Consider the following 21,846-nt stretch of genomic DNA (forward strand, 5'->3'; position numbering starts at 1 on the left):
AACTCACACCAGAATCGTCCTAGTTGGCCGCGGACAGCCTCCCCTCTCCGCGGCGCTGACAGGACGGGCAGTAGTGGGTCCCACGCCCGCCAAGCACGGTTTTCACGATTTCCTCACCGCAGCGATCGCAGGGCTGGCCACCCCTGCCATAGGCATGTAAGGAACGGTCAAAATATCCCGATTCGCCGTTGACGTTGACGTACAACGCGTCAAAGCTGGTTCCGCCAACGGCGAGGGCGGAGCGCATGACGTCGGCGGCCGCAGAAATCACAGCGACGGCATCGCGCTGCCGCAGAGCGCTAGCCTTCTTCAGCGGAGAAATCTGGGCCGCCCACAGCGCCTCATCGGCATAGATATTGCCCACCCCGCTGAGCACCGTTTGGTCGAGCAAAGCCACCTTGACCGCGGTGCGTTTCGCGCGCAGGCGCCGCCCTGCCGCGGTCAGGTCGAAGTCTGTTTCGAGAGGATCGGGAGCGATATGTGCCATCCTCAGCCACGGCCCGAGACGCCAATAGCCGAAGGTGCGCTGGTCCACGAAGCTAAGGCGGGTGGCGTCGTCCAGCACGGCGGCGATGCGCACGTGCGGCGAATCCACCTCGCCGATCCGCACCTGCCCCGACATGCCGAGGTGGATAAAGAACACATCGCGAGCTGGGTCGGTGTGATCCTCGTCGGCGAACTCCAGCCACATGAACTTGCCGCGGCGCGCCACCGCGGCAATCTTCCTGCCCACCAGCAGCGCGGACAGCGGGGCTTCCTGGCCCCGGTTGGCGCGCGGGTGGAGAACGTCTACTGCAGCAAAGGAGCGGCCCACAAGATAGGGCTCGAGTCCGCTGCGAACAGACTCGACTTCGGGGAGTTCTGGCATCGAATCCTCGTAGCTTAGCTCTCTTTGCCGGCGGTGCCCTGCACCAACAAGGGTGTCTCGCGCAATGCTTGGCACGCTTCTTCCGCTGCCTGCTGCTCAGCGAGCTTCTTGTTATGCCCTGTTCCCCTACCCACGGTCAAGCCGGCCACGGTGGCCACGGCGTTGAAGGTCTGGTCGTGCTCAGGACCCGTCGAGGTGGCCGAGTAAACCGGCATCGCGGCCTTCAGCTCCGCGCACAGCTCCTGCAAGGTGGTCTTCCAGTCCATATGACGGCCGGACACCACGGCGTTGTCAATCTTGGCGGCGAACAGCTTCAGCACCACCCCGCGGGCAACCTCAAAACCATGCTGGCGGTAGATAGCCCCCAGGATCGCTTCGGTGGTATCGGCCAAGATGGAGTCCTTGTCGCGCCCTCCGGTGGCCTGTTCGCCCTTGCCTAACAAGACGTGGTCGCCCACACCGATTTCGCGGGCCACGTCGGACAGGCCATAGCGCGACACGATGGACGCACGCATCTTGGAAATATCCGACTCGGGGCGCGAGGGGTACTTGTCGTAGAGCTTGGCCGCGACGGACAAGCCCAAGACCGCGTCCCCGAGGAACTCCAAGCGCTCATTGTTGGGCAGGTGCCCATTCTCATTAGCAAAGGAGCGGTGTGTCAGCGCCAAACACAGCAGCTCATCGCTGAGTTCCACGCCGAATGCTTTCAACAGCGGGGCGTGGTCTACCTCCGCGAATGCTGCGGCAAGGGCCTGCTCACCGGTCAGTTTCTTCTTCTTCTTACTCATAGGAATTTCTCCAGCCCCGACCACCGCGGATCAACGCGTTCTTCTTCCCCGGATACACCCGTGGTCACGCCTTCGGGTACGTCCACCTCACAGCCGCCTTCGCACGTTGGTGCAAAGGGAAGGGACAATCCTGCCTCATCGATCACGGTCTGCAGGAGGTCGAGGATTCCATCCTTGATCTCGGGAACCTCATCACCGGAACCGCGATCCTCCTCCTCGGTCTCATCCCCGCTGACGAAGGATTCGTCTGCGGAAAACACCTGGGACACGTGGAGATCCAGCTCTGGTTGTAGCTCAGCCAAGCAGCGTGCGCATTCACCGCTGAGGGTGCCGGTGACATCAGCATCTACCAACACGCCGGAGCCCAACGGGGTCAAGGTGGCTTCCACCGTGACTTCAGCGCCTTCCGGGATGCCGATCATTTCCACGCCGATGCGCTCTGGCGCGGGTCCGGTCTGCACGCGGTGCTCAGGCAGCGCCTCGGTTCCTTGGCTGCGGAGCAATTCCGTCACGTCGAACTTCAATGGTGATTTCATAGCGCCCACCAGCTTACCCTGTGCTGCCCCCTGCGCCCTAGACTGGCAAGGACCTGAATGCAGGGTCATAGCCACTTAAGCACTTGCGCAAAAGCCTCGATTCTTCTGCTTCAGGCTTTTAGCCTAAATCCCCATGAGTTACACCGCGACGGGCACGGCGCCTCTGGCCGCCACGGCACGCGACCTCGCACTCAGCTTTCCGCTGCAGTGTCTTGTCCCCGCCGTAGCACTGGCTGTTGCCGGGGTGGCGTGCCGCCACGTCATCACTCGATACCGCCCGAGCATCTTTGGCGATGCTGGCCTTTCCCTGCACCGCGTGGCTCTCGCCAGTGCCCTTGCAGGTGTGATCGTCGGTGCCGTGTCGCTTCTCCCCCTGCACTTTGGGCCGATTGTCATTATTTCTTCGGCGCTGTTCTCACTTTTTGCCGCGCTCATCGCGTGGGGCGCGCGGGAGTCCTTTTCGGCCGCGGGCATGGGGATTGGGTTGATGATGCTCACCGTCGGAACGGTGGATGTGCTGCTGATGCTTGCCGACGCCGCCTGGGGCCCTCTCTCAGAACCCCACGCCGTAGACACGGACTTCGGCATCATGTGGCTGCTCTATGCGCTCCCAGGCCTCATCTCCGCCGGACTTGCCGCGGCACTGAGCACCATGTCAGCTAAGGAAGCCGCCCGTATCCGCCGCGCGGAGGAGGCACGCGCGTTAGTTCACGTTAGTAGTCGCGCGGCGCGCGGGGTGCACGGCGCCCCGGCTCGCGGTGTTCGCGCGCACTAGTGCGCCCCTCGCCGCGGGACTCCCCGCGGGAGCGCACACCGGCGCCTCGCCGCAGGGCAGAGCGATCGTTGTTGACGGTGCGCAGGAGATCCGACAAGGTGGTTTCGAATTCCGCCAGCTTGGCGTCGACGAATTCATCGCACTCGGTGCGCAGTCGGTTGGATTCGGAGTGGGCGGATTCCACGATGCGGTGCGCTTCGTCGTCGGCGCGGCGCACAACTTCGGATTCAGAGACCAAACGGTCCTGCTCAGCTTGGCCCGCAGCAACGGTGCGCTGGTACTCCTCATCTGCCTGGGCGCGGGTGCGCTCGGCATCAGAGCGCGCGTTTTCTACGAGGTTGGTGGCCTCATCTTCTGCCTGGGCCACCATGGTGGTGGCGCGGTGCTGGGCGTCAGCCAGCATGGCGTCGGAGTCCTCGCGCGCACGGGTAACGGTGTCATCGGCTTCTGCGTTGGCATCGGAGATGATTTGGTTCGCGCGTTCCTCGGCACCCTGCAGGATCTCATCCTGCTTGTCCAGAACATCTTGGGCATCATCCATTTCAACGGGGAGGGCGTTGCGGAGATCGTCGAGAAGCGCCAGCATCTCGTGGCGCGGAACCATGCAATTGGAGGTCATGGGAACGGCATAGGCCTGTTCCAGGTTGCGAACAAGTTCATCGAGGGACTCAAATACGCGGTACATGGCACCAGACTATCCAAGCAAGAGCGCACCACCACGTATCCCACGCGGGCAAAACGGCGAAAACCTCCCCGCTAGGCGGGGAGGCTCAACCTGGCAATAGAGGACAGGAGCGGGGCTAGATAACGCCCTGTGCCAGCATGGCGTCGGCCACCTTCTTGAAGCCTGCGATGTTGGCGCCGGCAACGTAGTCGCCCTCCAAGCCATATTCCTTGGAGGTCTTGTCAATGTTGCGGAAGATGTTGGACATGATCTCGTGCAGGCGCTGGTCGGTGTATTCGAAGGACCAGGAGTCACGGGACGCATTCTGCTGCATCTCTAGCGCGGAGGTCGCCACGCCGCCCGCATTCGCGGCCTTACCCGGCGCGAAGGCGATGCCGCTTTCCACAAAGTAGTGCGCTGCCTCCGGGGTACAGGGCATGTTCGCGCCTTCGGCAACATAGCGGACCTGATTCTTCACCAGAAGCTTGGCATCGTCACCGTCAAGTTCGTTTTGGGTAGCGCACGGCAGGGCAACGTCGGCGCTCACCTCCCATACGTTGCCGCCTTCGTGGTACTCCACGCCCGCACCCGCTTCGCCGGCGTAGGTGGAAATACGCTCGCGGCGGACTTCTTTAATCTCCTTGAGCAGCTCCAGGTCCACACCGTTCGGGGTGGTGATGTAGCCGGAGGAGTCAGACATCGCGACGACGGTACCGCCGAGCTGTTGCACCTTTTCAGCAGCGTAGATGGCGACGTTGCCGGAGCCGGAGACAATAACCTTGGCACCGTCGAAGGACTCACCATGGGTCTTCATCATTTCCGAGGTCAGATACACCAGGCCGTAACCGGTAGCCTCGGTACGCACGAGGGAGCCACCCCAGGACAGACCCTTGCCGGTAAGAACGCCAGACTCATGCTTGCCTTCCAGCCGGCGGTACTGCCCGAACAGGAAACCGATTTCGCGGCCGCCCACGCCGATATCGCCGGCCGGGACATCGCGGTATTCGCCGATGTGGTTGTGTAGCTCCGTCATGAAGGACTGGCAGAAGCGCATGACCTCGGCATCGGACTTACCCTTCGGGTCGAAGTCGGAACCGCCCTTGCCACCACCGATAGGCAGGCCGGTCAGGGAGTTCTTAAAAATCTGCTCGAAGCCGAGGAACTTGATGATGCCCAAGTTCACACTCGGGTGGAAGCGCAGGCCGCCCTTGTAGGGGCCGAGGGCGGAGTTAAACTGCACGCGGAAGCCACGGTTAACCTGAATCTGGCCGCTGTCATCTACCCATGGAACGCGGAAGATGAGCTGGCGCTCGGGTTCGCATAGACGCTCGACCAGGCCGTAATCAGCATAGTGCGGGTCCTTGTTGAGGACGATCTTCAGGGAGTCAAGCACCTCAGCGAGCGCCTGGTGGAATTCCGGTTCGCCCGCATTACGCTTGAGGAGCTTGCTGTAATAGTCGGAGATTTGCTGGTCGATGGACATGGCTATCCTTTCATTCGACACCGTGCCTCGCGGTCGGTGCGTCATCCATTGAACAAACGATAGTTTTCTATCAATTGACCTAAATTGCAAGACGTCCGTACTGCGGCGCGCCTTAAAGGCTGGTCAGAGCGCGAAAATTTTTTCTCACATCTCTGCCATATACTCGTGAACATGCGCATTCTTGTTGCCCCCGATTCCTTTAAAGGCACCGCCACCGCCGCCGAAGCCGCTGCTGCCATTGCACTCGGCGCGCGCCGCGCGCTGAGCTCCTCCCCGTATGCCGACACGGCGAAGGTACATGCCCTTCCCACGGCCGATGGTGGCGAGGGAACCGCGGAGGTTCTCGCTAGTGCCGCCGTGGCTCGCCACGGCACTGCGGGCCAGACCATTACGCTGCCAACTACCGATGCTGTTGGACGCCTCACCGAGGCCAGCTATCAGCTCGTCGGCGATACAGCCTTCATCGACGTCGCCGCCGCCACTGGGCTGCCTGCTGTCTCCGATGCCCTCGACCCGCTGCATGCGGACTCCTATGGCACGGGCGTGTTGGTGGCCGATGCCGAATCGCGCGGCGCCAAGCACATCGTTCTCGGCCTCGGCGGTAGCGCCAGCATCGACGGCGGGCTCGGCATCCTCGCCGCACTCGGCGCCGCCGCACACGATGCCCGCGGCTATGCCCTCCCCAAAGGGGGTGCTCCGCTGGTCAACCTCGACCACATCGACACGGCGCAACTAAACATGAAGGCGGCCATGTTGGACTACACTTTGGTCACCGATACCCGCGCCGTGCCCATCCAGGCCGCAACAATGTATGGGCCGCAGAAGGGGGCCAAGGGCGACCAGGTCGCGCTCCTGGCCGGCGCGATGCTGCGATTGTGCGAGGTCACGGACACCGATCCGGAGGCCGAGTTCTTTGGTGCCGCCGGCGGTATCCCCATCGCCCTGAGCTGGCTTTCGCGCACACTCTGGGGCACCTCGGAGCACTGCCGCATCGTGCCGGGCGGCCGCTATGTAGCTGAGGCCCTCGATCTTCCCGCCCGCATCGCCGAGGCGGACCTCGTCCTGACCGGCGAAGGCCGCTTCGACGAACAATCACTCACCGGAAAGGTGGTAGGCACGCTGGCCGAGCTCACTGGACCGCCCACTCTCGGCATCATCGCCGGCTCCGCTACCGCCCCGGCACCGCAGGGCGCGCTACTCGAAGAGCTCGACGGCGACGCGCACGCTAGCGTGGCCGAGCAACTTAGCGCCGCGGCCGAGCGTCTTGTGCTGAACTTCCTGCAGAATTAGAGCTTTCTGTGGGACTAAGGGGCTACCTGCACCGCCCACGGGAAGATAGCCGGGCGCTCGTGGGCGAGCTCATCTTCCAGCAACACATGATCCTTCGGTAGCACCGCATGCGGGGTCAGCAGGCGCGCGAGGACCATCGTCAGCTGGTTAACGGACCCCGTCACGCCATCGACGGCGATGGCGTAGCGATACACGTTTGCCCCCTCCAGGTCCCGCTCTTCGTGTTCCTCACGGTAAGTCTGGCGCAGCTGTTCTTCCAACCCCTCTGGGAATACAGGCTCAGGCACACGAGTAACCTCTGCAGAGGCCAGCGAGTTGTTTTCCACCAACTTACGGGTGGCAGTACTAAAGATTTCGGCCACACGCTCCGCTTGGGCATCCGGCACCAGAACATCAAAGTGAATCATTGGCATGTAGGTAACCCTACCCAAACTTCAAGGACGGTAACTATGGCAGATCCCACACTTTCCACGCTGACTGCACTCCTTTCGGAGGACGCCGTTGATCTCAGCTGGCAACGCGCCTTCTACGAAGATCTGCATGCCCACCCGGAGCTGTCCCACGAAGAGGAACGCACCGCCGGGCGCATCCTCGAACAACTAGAGAACTACGACTGCGAGCTCGTCACCGGCATCGGCGGCCACGGCATCGTCGCGATTTTCCGCAATGGCGACGGCCCCACCGCCCTCATGCGTGCCGACTTTGATGCCCTCCCCGTGACCGAGGAAACCGGCGTGCCCTTCGCCGCCACCAACGGGGCAATGCACGCGTGCGGGCACGACGTACACGCCACCGCACTGCTCGGTGCCTGCGCGATTCTCGGCGCCCACCGTGCGGCCTGGCGCGGCACCTTCCTAGCACTATTCCAGCCGGCGGAGGAATCATCCATGGGCGCCAAGTACATGATTGCTGACGGACTCACCGACCGAGTCCCCACCCCGGATGTCTGCCTAGGACAACACGTCATGCCCGGTCCCGCCGGCCAAGTGCAGTCCACCGCCGGCCCCATCCTGGCCGGTTGCGACTCCCTCCGCATCCACATCACGGGGCGCTCCGCGCACGCCTCCATGCCGCATGAGGCCATCGATCCGTCCTACGTGGCCGCCATGGTGGTGACCCGCCTGCAAGCCATCGTCGGCCGCGAAGTACCTCCCCATGACTTCTTCGTCATCTCGGTGGGCGAGCTGCACTCGGGCGATAAGAACAACATCATTCCGGGCAGCGCCGAGCTGGTGCTCAACACCCGTTACTACAAGCCGGAGTTGGCCAAGCGAGTCTACGCCTCCCTCGAGCGCATGGTGCGCGCTGAATGTGAAGCAAGCGGATGCCCCGCTGAACCTACCTTCGAGTATTTCGCCCACGGCGAAGTCACCGACAACGACGCCGCCGCACATGAAACCGTTCGCTCGGCCTTCGACGCGGTCTTCGGTGATCTCTCCGTCACTGCCACGCCCTCCACCGTGTCCGAGGATTTCTGCTACCTCCCGCAGGCCTGGGGCGTGCCGTACTACTTCTGGTTCATCGGCTCCACACCGGAGGACCTCCTAGACAACCCGCCGGTCAACCATCAGTCCACGTTCCTCCCGGACTATGAGCCCACCATGAGCTCGGCCACCCGCGCTGGGGCTGCCGCCGTGCTGTCTTTCCTTGGGAACTAGTTTTCCGTACTCAACGCGGTCTGCGAGTGAGTACGGAACTGGTTAAGCTTGGGAGTTGGTATTTTTCCGCATTTTTTATGCCTAAGGTGAAGGATTCTCATGAGTCAACCCCAGCACTCCGATTTTCAGACCGCAGTTCCCGGACACGTCCGCGCCGCCGCCGGCGTCTCCCCCACCGCTGCCACCAACCGCAAGTTCTGGTCCGGCCTGTCCTCCTCGGTAATGGAGCAGATTGCGGACAACTGGGAAGCCACCCGCAGCGCCTACGCCGCCACCCGCCAGCAGCACTACTTCTCGGCTGAATTCCTGCAGGGTCGAGCCCTGCTCAACAACCTCACCAACATCGGCCTCGTCGACGAGGCCCGCGCCGCCACCCAGGCCACCGGCCACGAATTGGCCGATGTCCTCGAGGCCGAGCACGATGCCGCGCTAGGAAACGGCGGTTTGGGCCGCCTGGCTGCCTGCTTCCTCGACTCCGCTGTCACCCAAGACTTCCCCGTCACCGGCTACGGTCTGCTCTACCGCTACGGCCTGTTCCGTCAGTCCTTTGACAACGGCTTCCAGCGCGAAGAGCCGGATGCGTGGATGGAGAATGGCTATGACTTCATCATTCGCCGCGCCTCCGAGCAGCGCCTGGTCCATTTCGATGACATGGATGTCCGCGCTATCCCCTATGACATGCCGATTACCGGCTATGGAACCGACAACGTGGGCACGCTGCGCTTGTGGAAGTCCGAGCCCATCGATGAGTTCGATTACGACGCCTTCAACTCGCAGCGCTTCACCGAGGCCATCGTGGAGCGCGAGCGAGTCATGGATATCTGCCGTGTCCTCTACCCCAACGACACCACCTACGAGGGCAAGGTTCTGCGCGTTCGCCAGCAGTACTTCTTCGTGTCCGCCTCGCTGCAGCAGATGATCGACAATTACATCGAACACCACGGCGAGGATCTCACCGGCTTCGCCGAGTACAACTGCATCCAGCTCAATGACACCCACCCGGTGCTTGCCATTCCAGAGCTGCTCCGCCTGCTTCTCGACGAACACGGAATGGGCTGGGACGAGGCATGGAAGGTCGTCACCGAGACCTTTGCCTACACCAACCACACGGTGCTGGCAGAGGCCCTGGAAAGCTGGGAGATCTCCATCTTCCAGAAGCTCTTCTGGCGCATCTGGGAGCTCGTGGAAGAGATTGACCGCCGCTTCCGCGAGGACATGGCCCAGCGCGGCCTCGACCAGGGCCGCATCGATTACATGGCCCCGGTGTCCGATGGCCACGTCCACATGGCATGGATTGCTTGCTACGCCGCTTATTCCATCAACGGCGTGGCGGCGCTGCACACCGAGATCATCAAGGCAGACACGCTGTCTGAGTGGTACGAACTGTGGCCGGAGAAGTTCAATAACAAGACCAACGGCGTCACCCCGCGCCGCTGGCTGCGCATGTGCAACCCGCGTCTGTCCGACCTGCTCACTGAGCAGGCTGGTTCCGATGCCTGGGTCACCGATCTGACTGAGCTGGCCAAACTGGATTCCTTGGCCGAGGACGAGAAGGTGCTGCGCCAGCTCATCAACATCAAGCGCGCCAACAAGCAGGACTTTGCCGCATGGATTGAGGCACACCAAGGCGCCACGGTGGATCCGGATTCGATCTTCGACGTCCAGATCAAGCGCCTGCACGAGTACAAGCGTCAGCTGATGAACGCTCTGTACATTCTGGACCTGTACTTCCGTATCAAGGTCGACGACGAAACCGTTCCGAAGCGCACCTTCATTTTCGGCGCGAAGGCCGCCCCGGGCTACGTTCGCGCAAAGGCCATCATCAAGCTCATCAACACCATCGGTGACTTGGTCAACAACGACCCGGCCACCAAGGACGTGCTCAACGTGGTCTTTGTGGAGAACTACAACGTCTCCCCTGCCGAGCACATCATCCCTGCCGCCGATGTCTCCGAGCAGATCTCCGTGGCCGGCAAGGAGGCCTCCGGCACCTCCAACATGAAGTTCATGATGAACGGTGCACTGACCCTGGGCACGATGGATGGCGCCAACGTCGAGATCGTCGAGGCAGTGGGCGAAGAGAATGCTTACATCTTCGGCGCCCGCAACGAGGAGATCCCGCAGCTTCGCGCTGAGTACAACCCGGGCGAGCTCTACAACACGGTTCCGGGCCTGTCCCGCGTCCTCGATGCCTTTACCGATGGCACGTTGGGCTCTGAGAACGCCGGGATGTTTGGGGATCTGCGCTCCTCGCTGCTCGACGGCTTTGGTGAGCACGCTCAGGACACCTACTACGTCCTCGGAGATTTCGCAGACTACCGCGAGACCCGTGACCGCATGGCTGCCGACTATGACGCCGACGAGATGGCATGGGCCAAGAAGGCTTGGCTCAACATCTGCTACTCCGGGCGCTTCTCTTCCGACCGCACCATCGCTGACTATGCCAACGAGGTGTGGAAGCTGGCCCCGACCCCCATTTCCAACGTCTAGACAAAAACGTCTAGACAAAAAAGGGGTTTATAGACGCACTGTTGCCTATTAACCCCCGACGGGCTTTCCTCACAGACAAAGCGCCGCCTCACCACCGTTCCTCCTTCCCACTTAGTGGGTAAGGAAGCAACCGGGGTGAGGCGGCGCTGTCTGCTTATCTGCGACAGTATTACTTATCGCGCAGGGTCTGGCCCAGTTCGTGGACCTGAATCATATTCGTGTTACCGGAGATTCCAGGAGGAGTACCGGCGATGACGATGATCATATCGCCCTCCTTGTACTTGTCCATCCCCAGCAGGGCCTCATCGATGGCTGCCATCATGTCATCGGTGGACTCAACCGCGTCACTCAGGAAGGTCTCCGCGCCCCACGTCAAGGCCAGCTGCGAGCGCACCGCCGGGTGCGGGGTAAAGGCCAAGAGCGGCAACGGGGAGTGCAGTCGAGCCACACGCTTAGCGGTATCACCGGACGTCGTAAAGGCCACGATAGCCTTCGCGTTAAGGCGCTCAGCAATATCACGTGCGGAGTAAGATACAACACCACGCTTGGTGCGCGGGACGTGCGTCAGCGGAGGAACCTGGCCGCCCTGCTCAGCGTTCATCACGATCCGGGACATCGTGCGCACAACATTGTGGGGGTCGATGCCGACGGAGGTCTCACCAGAGAGCATGACCGCATCGGCGCCATCGAGCACTGCGTTGGCAACGTCAGAGGCCTCCGCACGAGTCGGGCGCAGGTTGGAGATCATGGAATCGAGCATCTGCGTTGCCACGATCACCGGCTTGGCATTCTCACGAGCGATCTGGATAGCGCGCTTCTGGAACAGCGGAACCTGTTCCAGAGGAACCTCGACGCCGAGGTCACCGCGGGCGATCATGATGGCGTCGAAGGCCAAGACGATGGACTCGAGGGCGTCGACTGCCTCCGGCTTCTCGAGCTTGGCGATGACAGGAACGCGGCGACCTTCCTCATCCATGATCTCGTGGACCTTGTCCACGTCGGCCGGGGAGCGCACGAAGGACAAGGCAACCATGTCTACGCCGAGCTTCAAGGCGAAGCGAAGATCTGCGATGTCCTTTTCCGACAGCGCCGGAACAGAAATGTCCATTCCCGGCAGGGACACGCCCTTGTTATTCGAGACCGGTCCGCCCTCGGTAACCTCGCAGACAACGTCGTTGCCGTCGACTTCCTTGCACACGACGGCGACCTTGCCGTCGTCGATCAGCAGGCGGTCACCTGGCTTCGCGTCCTGTGCCAGGTTCTTGTAGGTGGTGGACACGCGGTCGTGCGTGCCTTCGACGTCATCAACGGTGATGCGGACGATTTCGCCGTCCTTCCACATCTCTTCACCGTTGACGAAACGACCTAGGCGAATCTTCGGGCCTTGCAGGTCCGCCAAGACGCCGACTGCGTGGCCGGTCTCATCGGTGGCCTCGCGGACCCAGCGGTAGTTCGCCTCGTGGTCCGCATGCTCGCCGTGGGACATGTTCAGACGCGCCACGTTCATGCCTGCTTCAACAAGCCCAAGGATTCCTTCCTTGCTTGCGACTGCAGGACCCAACGTACAAACGATTTTGGTTCTTCTATCCAACATGGAGTGCCTTATTCACATCGGGAGTTTCTAACGGTTCCTAAACTACCCCCGTTTACTGGTCTCGGCCACCACGAACGAAGCTCATGCCGGGTTTTCGACCCGTAACGCCGGTATTCCAAGCGGAAAACGCGACGCCCGTATTACAGCTACAAACGGTAATAACCGGGCACATCCGGGCATTTCAGTTCCGCCGCACCGGTCTTTAGGTTGCCGTGTTAGGCACCGCAAAAGCCACGTGTGATCCCGGCTACTCCACAGAATCTCAGGGCCTATATACGGTGGGCACTACCCGCACCGTCACCATTTAGACTCACCGGCGCTACCCTCGGCAGCGCTGCCCACCGCAGTCTCCGTGGCGCGGGTGGGATCGACTTCCTCCGGCGACTCCTGCCCGCGCGGCAACCGGAAATACACGATAAGCGCCACGACAAAGCAGACCACGGAAACGATGACGTTGACCCGGAGGCCGAAGATGTGCGTGGCATCGTCCGCACGCATGTTTTCCACGACGAAGCGGCCCGCGGTGTACCCGGCAACATACAGCGCGAAGACACGACCATGGCCAAGCTTGAACGCCTTGTGCGCCCAAAGCAGGAACACGCATACCGCCACGTTCCACACAAGCTCATAGAGAAAGGTCGGATGCACAGAGGCCACTACTTCCCCAGTCGAGCGGCCGCTGATGGGCGCATACTCGCCGCTTTCATTAATTCGGTAGTAGATGTCGAGGGCCCACGGGACAGTGGTCTCACGGCCATACAGTTCCTGGTTAAACCAATTGCCCAAGCGGCCGATGGCCTGGGCCAGGATAAGCCCTGGGGCGACGGCATCAGCAAAGGGCCCCAACGGAATACCCTTAATCTTGAACATGATCCACAGTGCCACCGCGCCCAGCGCGACTGCTCCCCAGATACCGAGCCCCCCGTTGGTGATTTTCACTGCATCGATGGGATCACACGTGGAGCAAAAGTACTTATCGTAATCCGTAATCACGTGATAGAGGCGCCCGCCAATGATGCCGGCCGGGATCACCACTAGGGCAGCATCCCACACCACGTCAGGGTTGCCTCCGCGAGCGGTATAACGGCGCAGCGTCATCCACATCGCGACGAGAATGCCGACGATGATGCACATGGCATAAGCACGAATCGGGACCGGGCCGAGATGCCACACGCCTTGTGGCGGGGAAGGAATATTGGCGAGGTTGTAAATCTGCACGGGAAACAGTGTGCCTGAAAATGACGGCCGCTACAACGCGCTTAGCTTCTACGCGAAGGGCACGCAGGATGTTGGCCTGCGGCCACCAAGGAACGGGCCAAGGTCATCGGGTCCTGGGCAGCCATGATGGACTCACCAACGAGGATGGCATCAGCACCTTGCGAGGCATAAGACAGCACGTTGCGCGGGCTATTAACACCGCCCACCGCGATGCGAGTGATGCTCTCAGGAAGACCGGGCGAAATAGCAGAAAAGGCCTCCCGATTAATAGCATCGGAGGCCAATGACCACGCGTTGATCGCCACGACAGTTCCCCCTGCCTTGATAACGCGATCCACCTCGGCACAGGTGCGGACTTCCAGGATGGCGGTCATCCCGAGGGATTCCACGCGATCGAGAAGTGACTCGAGGCGAGCTTGACTGAGCAGCTCCACCTGCAAGGGAATCGCGTCTGCCCCATAACACCGCGCCTCATGAATCTGATAGGGATCAACGATGGTGTCGCGGCACAGCATCGGTATGTCGACGGCTGCACGGGCGACCCGCATGTCCTCGAGTGACCCGTGGAAGCGGCGACGATCTGTCTGGCAGGCCATCACATGTACCCCTGCTTCCTCCAGGCTATGTGCCAATTCTGCCACCGACTTCGGGCTATCCAAATGGGCAATTTCACCGCCATAGGGCACGGCGCGTTTGATTTCTGTGATGATAGAGCATCCCGGGCGCAGCAGAGCTTTCGCGGCATCGCGTGGGGCGTCCATGTCGCGGGACCTTGCTTTGATTTCCTTGAACGGGACACGGGCCTCCCGCGCGGCTACATCAGCCAGCACTCCGGCCACGAGGTGATCGACGGCGATCGGGGTAGGCATGATTCCACCTCCCTTCCCCGAAGGAAACTCAAAGAAAGAAACAGGGGCGTTCGAGATCACATTTAGGCTAGCGCGCCCCCACCTCTAACTAGAAATCCGGGGCACCCGTTCCCCGCAACAGGGCCTTTCTCACTAGGCTCTCCATCATGCTGCGAGTGTTTAGGAGGAGCGGGGAGTTTAGGAGGAGCGGGGATCTGTGGGATCAATATCAGCATCCAGCGCGTCCCACATCACGCGGCCGGAATCTTGGGAGGTTTCGAGTTCTTCCTGTAGGCGCTCCTGCCGCACCGCCGGGGTTTCGTATTTGGTTGTGCGGGTTTTATCGGCACCCGGGTTGCTCGCCACCAGCACCGCACCAAAGAGCGCCAAGGCGGCGCCGACGAGAGCGAGAACTGGGCCCGCGATCGACGCGTCCGCGGTGAGGACGACGGCCCAATCGGAAATAGTCGTCGTATCCACGGAGGTATCGTTGGTCCCGCCTTGTAGAAGCTCCTGGGCACGCTCCGCCTCGGGGCCGGCAGTCAACAGCGCCACCGGACGCCATCCCGCAGCCGCAGCAGCGAGGGCGGTGATGACGGAGACGATGCGCCGGCCGGTGCGCCGGAGAGCGAAGGCAGCCACGCCACCGGCTAGGACCACCACGCTCAGCGCGATGAGTTCAAGGGACCATAAGGAGCCGGACAGCTCCACCACGCTCGATCCGGCCTTATCGTCTTCGACCGCCGCCTTCACCCACGTCATGCGGGAGGATAGCCACAATAAGATGGCCCCGACCAACACTAGTACGGGTCCGCTGCGCTTAGCCATGATCTTCCTCCCCAAGAAGGGTTCGAGCGTCGAAACAGGTTCGGTCGCCGGTATGGCATGCCCCGCCGCGCTGACGTACGGTGAGCAAAATGGTGTCACCATCGCAATCTAGGCGCGCACCCACTACCTCTTGGGTATTGCCGGACGTCAGCCCCTTGATCCAATACTCTTGACGCGAGCGAGAGTAGTAGGTCCCGCGGCGCGTCGCCAGCGTGTAAGCCAGCGCGTGGTCATCCATCCACGCCAGCATGAGTACCTCACCACGCTCCGACTGCACGATAGCCGGGACCAGGCCCGCCTCATTACGCTTGAGCTGCTGAGCAATGTCGTCACTCAGCTCATAGTCCCCGACGTTCGTGGTGCCGGCGGGGCCAGTGCTGTCCTTTGTCACTGACGGACCTCCTTTCCCGCAGCAGCCAATGCCTGCTTGACCTCGGAAATCTCCACCTCGCCAAAGTGGAAGATACTAGCCGCGAGCACGGCATCCGCTCCGGCGTCGATAGCCGGTGGAAAGTGCTCGGCCTTCCCCGCCCCACCCGAGGCGATGATCGGCACCGAAACCGCCGCACGCACGGCCTCAATCAATTCGAGGTCGAAGCCCGCCTTGGTTCCGTCACCATCCATGGAGTTCAGCAGAATCTCGCCGACCCCCAATTCCTCGCCGCGCTTGGCCCATTCCACAGCGTCGATCCCCGCGGAGCGTGTGCCGCCATGCGTAGTGACCTCAAACCCGCTGGGAAAGCCCGCCGCACGGCGAGCATCGACGGACAACACGATGCACTGAGAACCAAACACATCCGCGAGTTCGCGCAACAACTCGGGCCGCGCAATGGCGGAAGAATTGACGGACACCTTGTCGGCACCAGCCCGCAACAGCTCGCGAACGTCCTCCACCGACCGCACGCCGCCGCCGACGGTTAGCGGGATGAACACCTGATCAGCCGTGCGGCGAACGACGTCGAGCATGGTGCCGCGGCCATCCTTGGAGGCGGAGACATCCAAGAATGTCAGCTCATCAGCGCCCAGCTGACCATAGCGAGCGGCCAGCTCCACTGGGTCGCCGGCATCACGCAGGTTTTCAAAGTTGACGCCTTTGACCACGCGGCCATTATCAACGTCCAGACACGGGATCACGCGCACGGCAAGCGCCATGGTGACAATCCTCCTCATAGCTAAAGGTGAGATGAACGGCAGTCCACTTGGGCCCACCGAACGGTGATGAACATAGTAGGAAACCGGTAAAACGGTAAAAACAAGTCTGGGATTCAGCGCCAGTGCTGAGCACCGGTGCCAGCCCCCGGGACGGGAGCTAGCTAGCGGTCCCCACGGGGATTTCGAGCAATGGCCTCCAAAATCGTGGCATGCACCTGCGGGGTCCCGCCCACGAAGCCCTTCGAGTTTGCAGTCCACTCATTGCCCTCGGGGTCGCTCACTCGGCCACCAGCGGCCTTAATGATGAGCGCGCCCGCCGCGTTATCCCATGGGTGCGGCGAGAAATTCACTGCACCGTCGAACACGCCCTGAGCCACGAAGGCATTGTCTAGCCCCACCGATCCAGTCATACGGGGGCGCAGCCCGGTCTCACGAAGGTCGTTGAAGAGGCTCGTGGGCAGGTGCGAGGAGCAACCCACGTGTCCGCGCGCTTCGTCGAAGCCTTGGGCTTCTTCTCCTCCCCCAAACCCAGTCGTTGGGCCGCCGCTCGTGCGCAGCGGCATCCCTTGCGCCGCAACAACACGGCGGTTCAACAATGGAAAGTCGGCGACGGCGACGACCGGCTTTGCGTCGTGCAGGAGCGACACAAGAATGCCGCAGCACGGATTCCCGGCCGAGTAGTTCGCGGTTCCATCTACCGGATCCACAACCCACACCGTCTCCTCCAGGTTGCCACCGGACTCTTCGCCGAACACCGGAATGCCAGTGAGCTGGCCCAATGTCTGGCGCAACTGCTGTTCGATGAGCAGATCCACCTCGGTGGCAAAGTCGCCTTCGCCTTTGAAGCGCGCGGGTGCCGCGCCGAGGCCCCTGCGGAAGAGATCATCAACCTGGTCCACTGCGGCTTCCGCAAAGGCAACAAGTTCGCGCGGATCCGACGCTGAAGTTCCTGTCATCGGGGCCATAGGCTTACTTCTCCTCGATCGGGTCGATGTATTCCTCTCCCGGCAGCGGGGAAACCTCCGCAACGGCTGCAAGAGCCTCCTCCAAGGTAAAGCGCTCCTCGTAGAGTGCCTTACCGATGATGGCGGAATCGATCCCTTCGTTCTCGTAAAGGGCCAACTCGCGCAGATCATCGAGCGTGGAAATACCGCCGGAGGCGGTCACCTTGGCGTCCGTGGCGGCCGCTACCTCACGCAGCAGCTCGATATTGGGGCCCTGGAGTGTGCCATCCTTCGACACATCCGTCACCACGAAACGGGTGCAACCCGCTGCATCAAGACGCTCGAGCACCTCCCAGAGGTCTCCGCCATCGGATACCCAGCCGTGACCGCGTGTGCGCCACTCACCATCCACCATTCGGACGGCGAGGTCCACTGCAATGCGGTCGCCATGTTCTGCGAGGACCTTGGCAATCCATTCTGGGTTTTCCAGCGCTGCAGTTCCAATATTGACGCGGCGGGCACCAGTGGCCAAGGCTCGCGCCAAGGAATCGTCGTCCCGGATACCTCCGGTCAATTCCACGTCTAGATCCACGCTCGTCGTAATTTCAGCGAGCAGCTCGTGGTTGGAGCCACGACCGAAGGCGGCGTCCAAATCCACCGCGTGCAACCACTGCGCGCCTTGGGCCTGCCATTTAAGGGCGGCCTCCCGCGGCGATCCATAGGACTTTTCGGTTCCTGCTTCTCCTTGGTCGAGGCGTACTGCCTGACCATCAACGACGTCAACCGCGGGCAACAGTGTAAAGCTCATGGTGGGTAGTCTACCTTTCACGCGGGCTCTTTAAAGCGTTCCAATCCAGTTCTTTAGCAGCTGCGAACCCACGTCACCCGATTTCTCCGGGTGGAACTGCGTGGCCCACAACGCACCGTTTTCTACTGCGGCGACAAAGCGGTCACCGCCGTACTCAGACCACGCCACCTTCGGTGGCTCGGTAATCTCCGTCTCGAGCTCCCAGTTCCGCGCGGCATAAGAATGCACGAAGTAAAAGCGATCCTCCGCGCTCACGCCTTCGAACATGCGGCTTCCGCTAGGAAGCTCCACGGTGTTCCATCCCATGTGTGGGAGAACGGAAGCCTGCAAGCGGGAGACCTCTCCCGGCCACTCGCCGCAGCCTTCGGTGTGTACGCCGTGTTCGGTACCTGAGTCAAAAAGAATCTGCATACCCACACAGATTCCCAGGACGGGGCGCCCGCCAGCCAAGCGTTGGCCGATAATCCTTGGTCCCTGCGCGGCGCGCAGCCCCTCCATGCAGGCGGCGAAGGCCCCCACACCGGGGACTAGGAGGCCATCGGCTTCCACGGCTGTCTTGGGGTCCGCGGTGACCGTCACGGTAGCGCCGACCCGCTCCAGCGCGCGCACTGCCGACCGGACATTGCCAGCACCATAATCCAGGACTACTACGTCGTATGAGCTCATCGTGGCTCCTTTCCGGGCCTCCTCGGCCTTCTAATCATGCGCAGGCGAGTCTGAATATCATTCAGCTCGCTCACACGGGTCTTGCCCAAAGCGCGGTCAGCCACGGACATGAGCAGGCCAACCGCGATGATGGCGGCACCAGCCGCGAAGGCGCCATCGTATCCGGACATAGCCACGACGGCGCCGAGAACCGTCGAACCAAGTCCAGTTCCACCGTCGTAGAAGATATTCCACACCGCAGAACCTTCGGATAGGCGCTCGCGAGGGAGGCGGTCGAACATCGACAACAAGGCCTCGTTCTGGACGATGCCGAAACCCGCGCCATAGATGACCGTGCCGAAGACGAGCAACCATACTGACCATTCTTGCCACAGCACGGCGGCGATTAGGCCCACGCCAAAGACTGAGAAAGCCTGGGCTGGAATCATCAACGTGCCTGGCTGGCCCACGCGGTCCGCCACGACACCGGCGACATAGCGTGAAATCATGGCCGCGCCACCGATTACGGACAGCATGAGGCCACCCAGGACAGCGCCACGCTCAGGATCCAGCTCGCGCACCGCCGGGGAAATGAAATTGGAGGCGACGCCGTAGCTCACGGAGAAACTGGTCAGAGCGAGCGCTGGGACGAGTACAAGCTTCCACATTGGTGCCCGCGGAGTGGTATCCGTTGGGTCCGGCAACCCCACTGGAGCTGCCTTGATTTGCGGTACCAAAATGCAGGTAAAGAATCCCAGCAGGCCAAGCCCAGCGGCTAGGAGATACACCGTGTTGTAGTTAAAGGCTGAAGCCACCGCGAGACCCAAAGGCAAGAACGCCATCTGGGCTGCACCGATGAACAAACCGAAGATACCGGTGGCCTTGCCCAGCAAACGCCGCGGCGTAATTTCTGCGATGAGAGCGTTCTCCGCCACTGTGAGGGCGCCGAAACCGATGCCGCGCAGAGCGGAGAAACCCAGGGCGATCGGGGCGGCGTCGCCCAGCATGTGCCCCAACGCCGGCAGTCCCAGCAGCAGTGCCGAGGCCGCCATGATCGGGCGATAGCCAAAGATGCGCAGCAGCATCGGCGTCGCCATCTGGGTAAGCACCGTGGCCAACATGAACACGCCAGTCGTAGCACCAGCCAATGTCGCGGAACCGCCAGAATCCAGCACGGCCAGCGGCACCACCGGAAGCAGGACCGACCAGGCACCGAAGGCGGAAACCACCGCGATCATGGTTTCTCTAAAGCCGGCGACCTTCCATACGCTCTGCGGGGTGTGCTCCGTCACTTCGCTGCCACCCCCGCTGAGAAGATGTCAAGCATCCAGGCCAGCGCAGCGATCGCGGACACCGCCGCGAGCGCGCCTGCGACCACGGTCAGTAGCACCGAGCCATTCTGATAAGCCGCCCACGCGCCTCCGACGAGCAAACCGGTGACCAGAAAGAGAATGAGAACCAACACGTTCATAACGGCTTAGAGAGCTCCCTTCGTCGAAGGAACTCCGGTCATGCGCGGATCCCGCTCAGTAGCCTGACGCAGGGCACGGGCCACCGCCTTGTACTCAGCCTCCGTGATGTGGTGTGGATCGCGGCCGTACCGCACGTTGACATGCAGAGTCGTCGCCGAGTGCGTGGCAAAGGTTTCGAAGAAGTGACGGTTGATCACCGTGGCGTAGTGCCCGCCGATGACCTGCCACTCCATGTTTTCCGGTTCGCCATTCATCACGAAGTAGGGGCGCCCAGAAATGTCGACGACGGCCTCCACCAGTGCCTCATCCATGGGCAGCAGCTGGGACCCGAAACGGCGGATACCGGACTTGTCCCCCAATGCTTCCAGGAAGGCACGGCCGAGAACAATCGCGGTGTCTTCGACGGTGTGGTGGGCATCGATGTCGATATCGCCGTCGGCGTGGACGCGAAGGTCGAAGGAGCCGTGGGTGCACACAGCATTCAGCATGTGATCAAAGAACGGCAGCCCCGTCGAAATATCCGCTTGGCCGGTGCCATCGAGGTTGATTTCTACAGAGATTTTTGTCTCCCCAGTAACGCGCTCGGCGCGGCCAATGCGGTCGCCGCCATCGCGGCGTGCAGCTTCATCAGCGCTCATCGTCCCCACGCTCCTCCTTCAAATCGTGCCCCATAGGAGGGGCTCAGTTAATCATCTCTACTGTATCTGCCAAGTCCTCTGCGGCCGAAAGGAAGGCATCATTCTCTTCAGGCAGGCCAATCGTGGCGCGCAGGAGTCCCGGTACGCCGTTATCTCGGATCAAGACATCGCGGTCCAGGAACCCCTGCCACACCGCGTGCTGATCGGCAAAGCGTCCGAAGGACACGAAGTTGGATTCGCTCGGCACCACGTAGTACCCGAGCTCCTGGAGCCGTGCGACAACCCGGTCCCGCTCCGCCGACAGCTTCGCCACGGTGCCCAAAGTCTCCTCCTTGTGTGTCAGAGCCACGGCGGCCGCGATCTGGGAGAGGACAGAGAGGTGATAGGGCAGGCGGACGAGCATCACGGCTTCCACGAAAGCCGGATCGGCCACGAAGTAGCCCAAGCGTCCGCCGGCGAAATCGAAGGCCTTGGACATCGTGCGTGAGACCACGAGCTTGGTCGGATATTTCGCCAGCAGCGTGGTGGCAGAAGGTGAAGGCGAGAACTCCATGTAGGCCTCGTCCACGATGACGATGCCCGGCGCGGCCTGCACGATCTTCTCCACTAGGTCGATCGGGGTGACGTCACCGGTGGGATTGTTCGGGGTGGTAATAAAGACAACGTCGGGGCGGTGCTTGGCGACGGCCTCCAGCGCCTCCTTTTCCGCAATGCGGAAATCCTCGTTCCGCGGGCAGGAGATGAATTCGGTTTGGGTGCCCGCGCACAGGATGGGGTGCATGGAATAGCTCGGGGTAAATCCCAGCGCGCTGCGCCCCGGCCCTCCGAAGGCTTGGAGCAGCTGCTGCAGCACCTCGTTGGAACCATTGGCCGCCCACACGTTGTCCACGCTGACATTCACGCCGGTCTGCTCACTGACATACCCCGCCAGCGCCGTGCGCAGTTCGACGGCGTCGCGCTCTGGATAGCGGTTGAGCTCTCGGGCGTGCTTTTCGACGGCCGCCACGATGTCCTTGACCAGCGCCTCCGACGGCGGGTAGGGGTTCTCGTTGGTGTTGAGCTGGTTGGTCACCGTCAGCTGCGGGGCTCCATAGGCACTGGAGCCGCGCAATTCTTCGCGCAGGGGAAGATCCTTCAACTCAGCCAT

The 21,846-nt window shown here is 61.9% G+C and carries 23 protein-coding genes; 4 read left to right on the forward strand and 19 right to left on the reverse strand.

Features of this window, described 5'->3' with window-relative positions; translation table 11 throughout:
* Positions 1-19 precede the first annotated feature (19 nt).
* Genes mutM through HMPREF2806_RS01015 form a run of 3 tightly spaced genes read right to left on the reverse strand, consistent with a single transcriptional unit; the run spans position 20 to position 2,192 of the window.
* Positions 20-868: a bifunctional DNA-formamidopyrimidine glycosylase/DNA-(apurinic or apyrimidinic site) lyase gene (gene mutM / locus HMPREF2806_RS01005; RefSeq protein WP_070515692.1), complete on the reverse strand. Its 849-nt coding sequence runs from the start codon at positions 866-868 to the stop codon at positions 20-22.
* 14 nt (positions 869-882) lie between these two features.
* Positions 883-1,656 (reverse strand): ribonuclease III, encoded by a 774-nt coding sequence (gene rnc / locus HMPREF2806_RS01010; RefSeq protein ID WP_070515694.1) that lies wholly within the window; start codon positions 1,654-1,656, stop codon positions 883-885.
* The gene (locus tag HMPREF2806_RS01015; protein WP_070515696.1) at positions 1,653-2,192 is read right to left on the reverse strand and encodes a YceD family protein; all 540 of its coding nucleotides are present in this window, start codon (positions 2,190-2,192) and stop codon (positions 1,653-1,655) included. Before HMPREF2806_RS01015 ends, rnc begins: the two co-directional genes overlap by 4 nt.
* A gap of 133 nt (positions 2,193-2,325) precedes the next feature.
* On the opposite strand from HMPREF2806_RS01015, the gene HMPREF2806_RS01020 reads away from it, so the two are divergent.
* The gene (locus HMPREF2806_RS01020; RefSeq protein ID WP_232745217.1) at positions 2,326-2,967 is read left to right on the forward strand and encodes a hypothetical protein; all 642 of its coding nucleotides are present in this window, start codon (positions 2,326-2,328) and stop codon (positions 2,965-2,967) included.
* On the opposite strand, the gene HMPREF2806_RS01025 is transcribed toward HMPREF2806_RS01020, so the two are convergent.
* Together HMPREF2806_RS01025 and gdhA are read right to left on the reverse strand one after the other, a co-directional pair.
* On the reverse strand, positions 2,906-3,652 hold the full coding sequence (locus HMPREF2806_RS01025; protein WP_046648014.1) for a DivIVA domain-containing protein: 747 nt from the start codon (positions 3,650-3,652) through the stop codon (positions 2,906-2,908). The genes HMPREF2806_RS01020 and HMPREF2806_RS01025 overlap by 62 nt on opposite strands.
* A gap of 115 nt (positions 3,653-3,767) precedes the next feature.
* Complete coding sequence (gene gdhA, locus HMPREF2806_RS01030) at positions 3,768-5,114, reverse strand: NADP-specific glutamate dehydrogenase (RefSeq protein ID WP_070512568.1); 1,347 nt, start codon at positions 5,112-5,114, stop codon at positions 3,768-3,770.
* Positions 5,115-5,285: 171 nt separating this feature from the next.
* Between gdhA and HMPREF2806_RS01035 the strand changes: the two genes are divergently transcribed.
* Positions 5,286-6,404: a glycerate kinase gene (locus tag HMPREF2806_RS01035; RefSeq protein WP_046648133.1), complete on the forward strand. Its 1,119-nt coding sequence runs from the start codon at positions 5,286-5,288 to the stop codon at positions 6,402-6,404.
* A 14-nt stretch (positions 6,405-6,418) separates the two neighbouring features.
* Here HMPREF2806_RS01035 and HMPREF2806_RS01040 read toward each other — a convergent pair whose 3' ends face one another.
* Positions 6,419-6,817: a hypothetical protein gene (locus tag HMPREF2806_RS01040; protein ID WP_046648013.1), complete on the reverse strand. Its 399-nt coding sequence runs from the start codon at positions 6,815-6,817 to the stop codon at positions 6,419-6,421.
* Between the two features lie 36 nt (positions 6,818-6,853).
* Between HMPREF2806_RS01040 and HMPREF2806_RS01045 the strand changes: the two genes are divergently transcribed.
* The gene (locus tag HMPREF2806_RS01045) at positions 6,854-8,062 is read left to right on the forward strand and encodes an amidohydrolase (RefSeq protein WP_070515698.1); all 1,209 of its coding nucleotides are present in this window, start codon (positions 6,854-6,856) and stop codon (positions 8,060-8,062) included.
* A 99-nt stretch (positions 8,063-8,161) separates the two neighbouring features.
* Positions 8,162-10,552: a glycogen/starch/alpha-glucan phosphorylase gene (locus tag HMPREF2806_RS01050; protein WP_070515700.1), complete on the forward strand. Its 2,391-nt coding sequence runs from the start codon at positions 8,162-8,164 to the stop codon at positions 10,550-10,552.
* Between the two features lie 169 nt (positions 10,553-10,721).
* Here HMPREF2806_RS01050 and pyk read toward each other — a convergent pair whose 3' ends face one another.
* From pyk to HMPREF2806_RS01115, 13 genes are all read right to left on the reverse strand, one after another.
* The gene (gene pyk / locus HMPREF2806_RS01055) at positions 10,722-12,143 is read right to left on the reverse strand and encodes a pyruvate kinase (protein ID WP_070515803.1); all 1,422 of its coding nucleotides are present in this window, start codon (positions 12,141-12,143) and stop codon (positions 10,722-10,724) included.
* 300 nt (positions 12,144-12,443) lie between these two features.
* Positions 12,444-13,364: a prolipoprotein diacylglyceryl transferase gene (gene lgt, locus HMPREF2806_RS01060; RefSeq protein ID WP_049155334.1), complete on the reverse strand. Its 921-nt coding sequence runs from the start codon at positions 13,362-13,364 to the stop codon at positions 12,444-12,446.
* Between the two features lie 41 nt (positions 13,365-13,405).
* A complete protein-coding gene (locus HMPREF2806_RS01065) occupies positions 13,406-14,233 on the reverse strand; it encodes an indole-3-glycerol phosphate synthase TrpC (RefSeq protein WP_046648008.1) in 828 nt (275 codons plus the stop codon).
* A 177-nt stretch (positions 14,234-14,410) separates the two neighbouring features.
* Positions 14,411-15,040 carry a TIGR02234 family membrane protein gene (locus HMPREF2806_RS01070; RefSeq protein WP_046648007.1) on the reverse strand — a complete coding sequence of 210 codons (630 nt, stop codon included), beginning with the start codon at positions 15,038-15,040 and terminating at the stop codon, positions 14,411-14,413.
* Positions 15,033-15,431, reverse strand: a complete 399-nt coding sequence (gene hisI, locus HMPREF2806_RS01075; RefSeq protein WP_070515701.1) for a phosphoribosyl-AMP cyclohydrolase — start codon at positions 15,429-15,431, stop codon at positions 15,033-15,035. The genes HMPREF2806_RS01070 and hisI overlap by 8 nt, the downstream gene beginning before the upstream one ends.
* Positions 15,428-16,192 (reverse strand): imidazole glycerol phosphate synthase subunit HisF, encoded by a 765-nt coding sequence (gene hisF, locus HMPREF2806_RS01080; protein WP_046648005.1) that lies wholly within the window; start codon positions 16,190-16,192, stop codon positions 15,428-15,430. Before hisF ends, hisI begins: the two co-directional genes overlap by 4 nt.
* Positions 16,193-16,353: 161 nt before the next feature.
* The gene (locus HMPREF2806_RS01085) at positions 16,354-17,157 is read right to left on the reverse strand and encodes an inositol monophosphatase family protein (protein ID WP_046648132.1); all 804 of its coding nucleotides are present in this window, start codon (positions 17,155-17,157) and stop codon (positions 16,354-16,356) included.
* Between the two features lie 4 nt (positions 17,158-17,161).
* Positions 17,162-17,944, reverse strand: a complete 783-nt coding sequence (priA, locus tag HMPREF2806_RS01090) for a bifunctional 1-(5-phosphoribosyl)-5-((5-phosphoribosylamino)methylideneamino)imidazole-4-carboxamide isomerase/phosphoribosylanthranilate isomerase PriA (RefSeq protein WP_070515704.1) — start codon at positions 17,942-17,944, stop codon at positions 17,162-17,164.
* 30 nt (positions 17,945-17,974) lie between these two features.
* The gene (hisH, locus tag HMPREF2806_RS01095; protein ID WP_046648004.1) at positions 17,975-18,610 is read right to left on the reverse strand and encodes an imidazole glycerol phosphate synthase subunit HisH; all 636 of its coding nucleotides are present in this window, start codon (positions 18,608-18,610) and stop codon (positions 17,975-17,977) included.
* Positions 18,607-19,827, reverse strand: coding sequence for an MFS transporter (locus HMPREF2806_RS01100; protein WP_049155324.1), 1,221 nt, complete (start codon positions 19,825-19,827; stop codon positions 18,607-18,609). Before HMPREF2806_RS01100 ends, hisH begins: the two co-directional genes overlap by 4 nt.
* 50 nt (positions 19,828-19,877) lie before the next feature.
* Positions 19,878-20,060: a hypothetical protein gene (locus HMPREF2806_RS01105; protein ID WP_070515705.1), complete on the reverse strand. Its 183-nt coding sequence runs from the start codon at positions 20,058-20,060 to the stop codon at positions 19,878-19,880.
* A gap of 6 nt (positions 20,061-20,066) precedes the next feature.
* On the reverse strand, positions 20,067-20,699 hold the full coding sequence (gene hisB, locus HMPREF2806_RS01110) for an imidazoleglycerol-phosphate dehydratase HisB (protein ID WP_070515707.1): 633 nt from the start codon (positions 20,697-20,699) through the stop codon (positions 20,067-20,069).
* A gap of 43 nt (positions 20,700-20,742) precedes the next feature.
* On the reverse strand, positions 20,743-21,846 hold the full coding sequence (locus tag HMPREF2806_RS01115; RefSeq protein WP_070515709.1) for a histidinol-phosphate transaminase: 1,104 nt from the start codon (positions 21,844-21,846) through the stop codon (positions 20,743-20,745).

Origin of the sequence: Corynebacterium sp. HMSC076G08 (assembly GCF_001811515.1) — a bacterium.
Classification (GTDB): domain Bacteria; phylum Actinomycetota; class Actinomycetes; order Mycobacteriales; family Mycobacteriaceae; genus Corynebacterium; species Corynebacterium hiratae.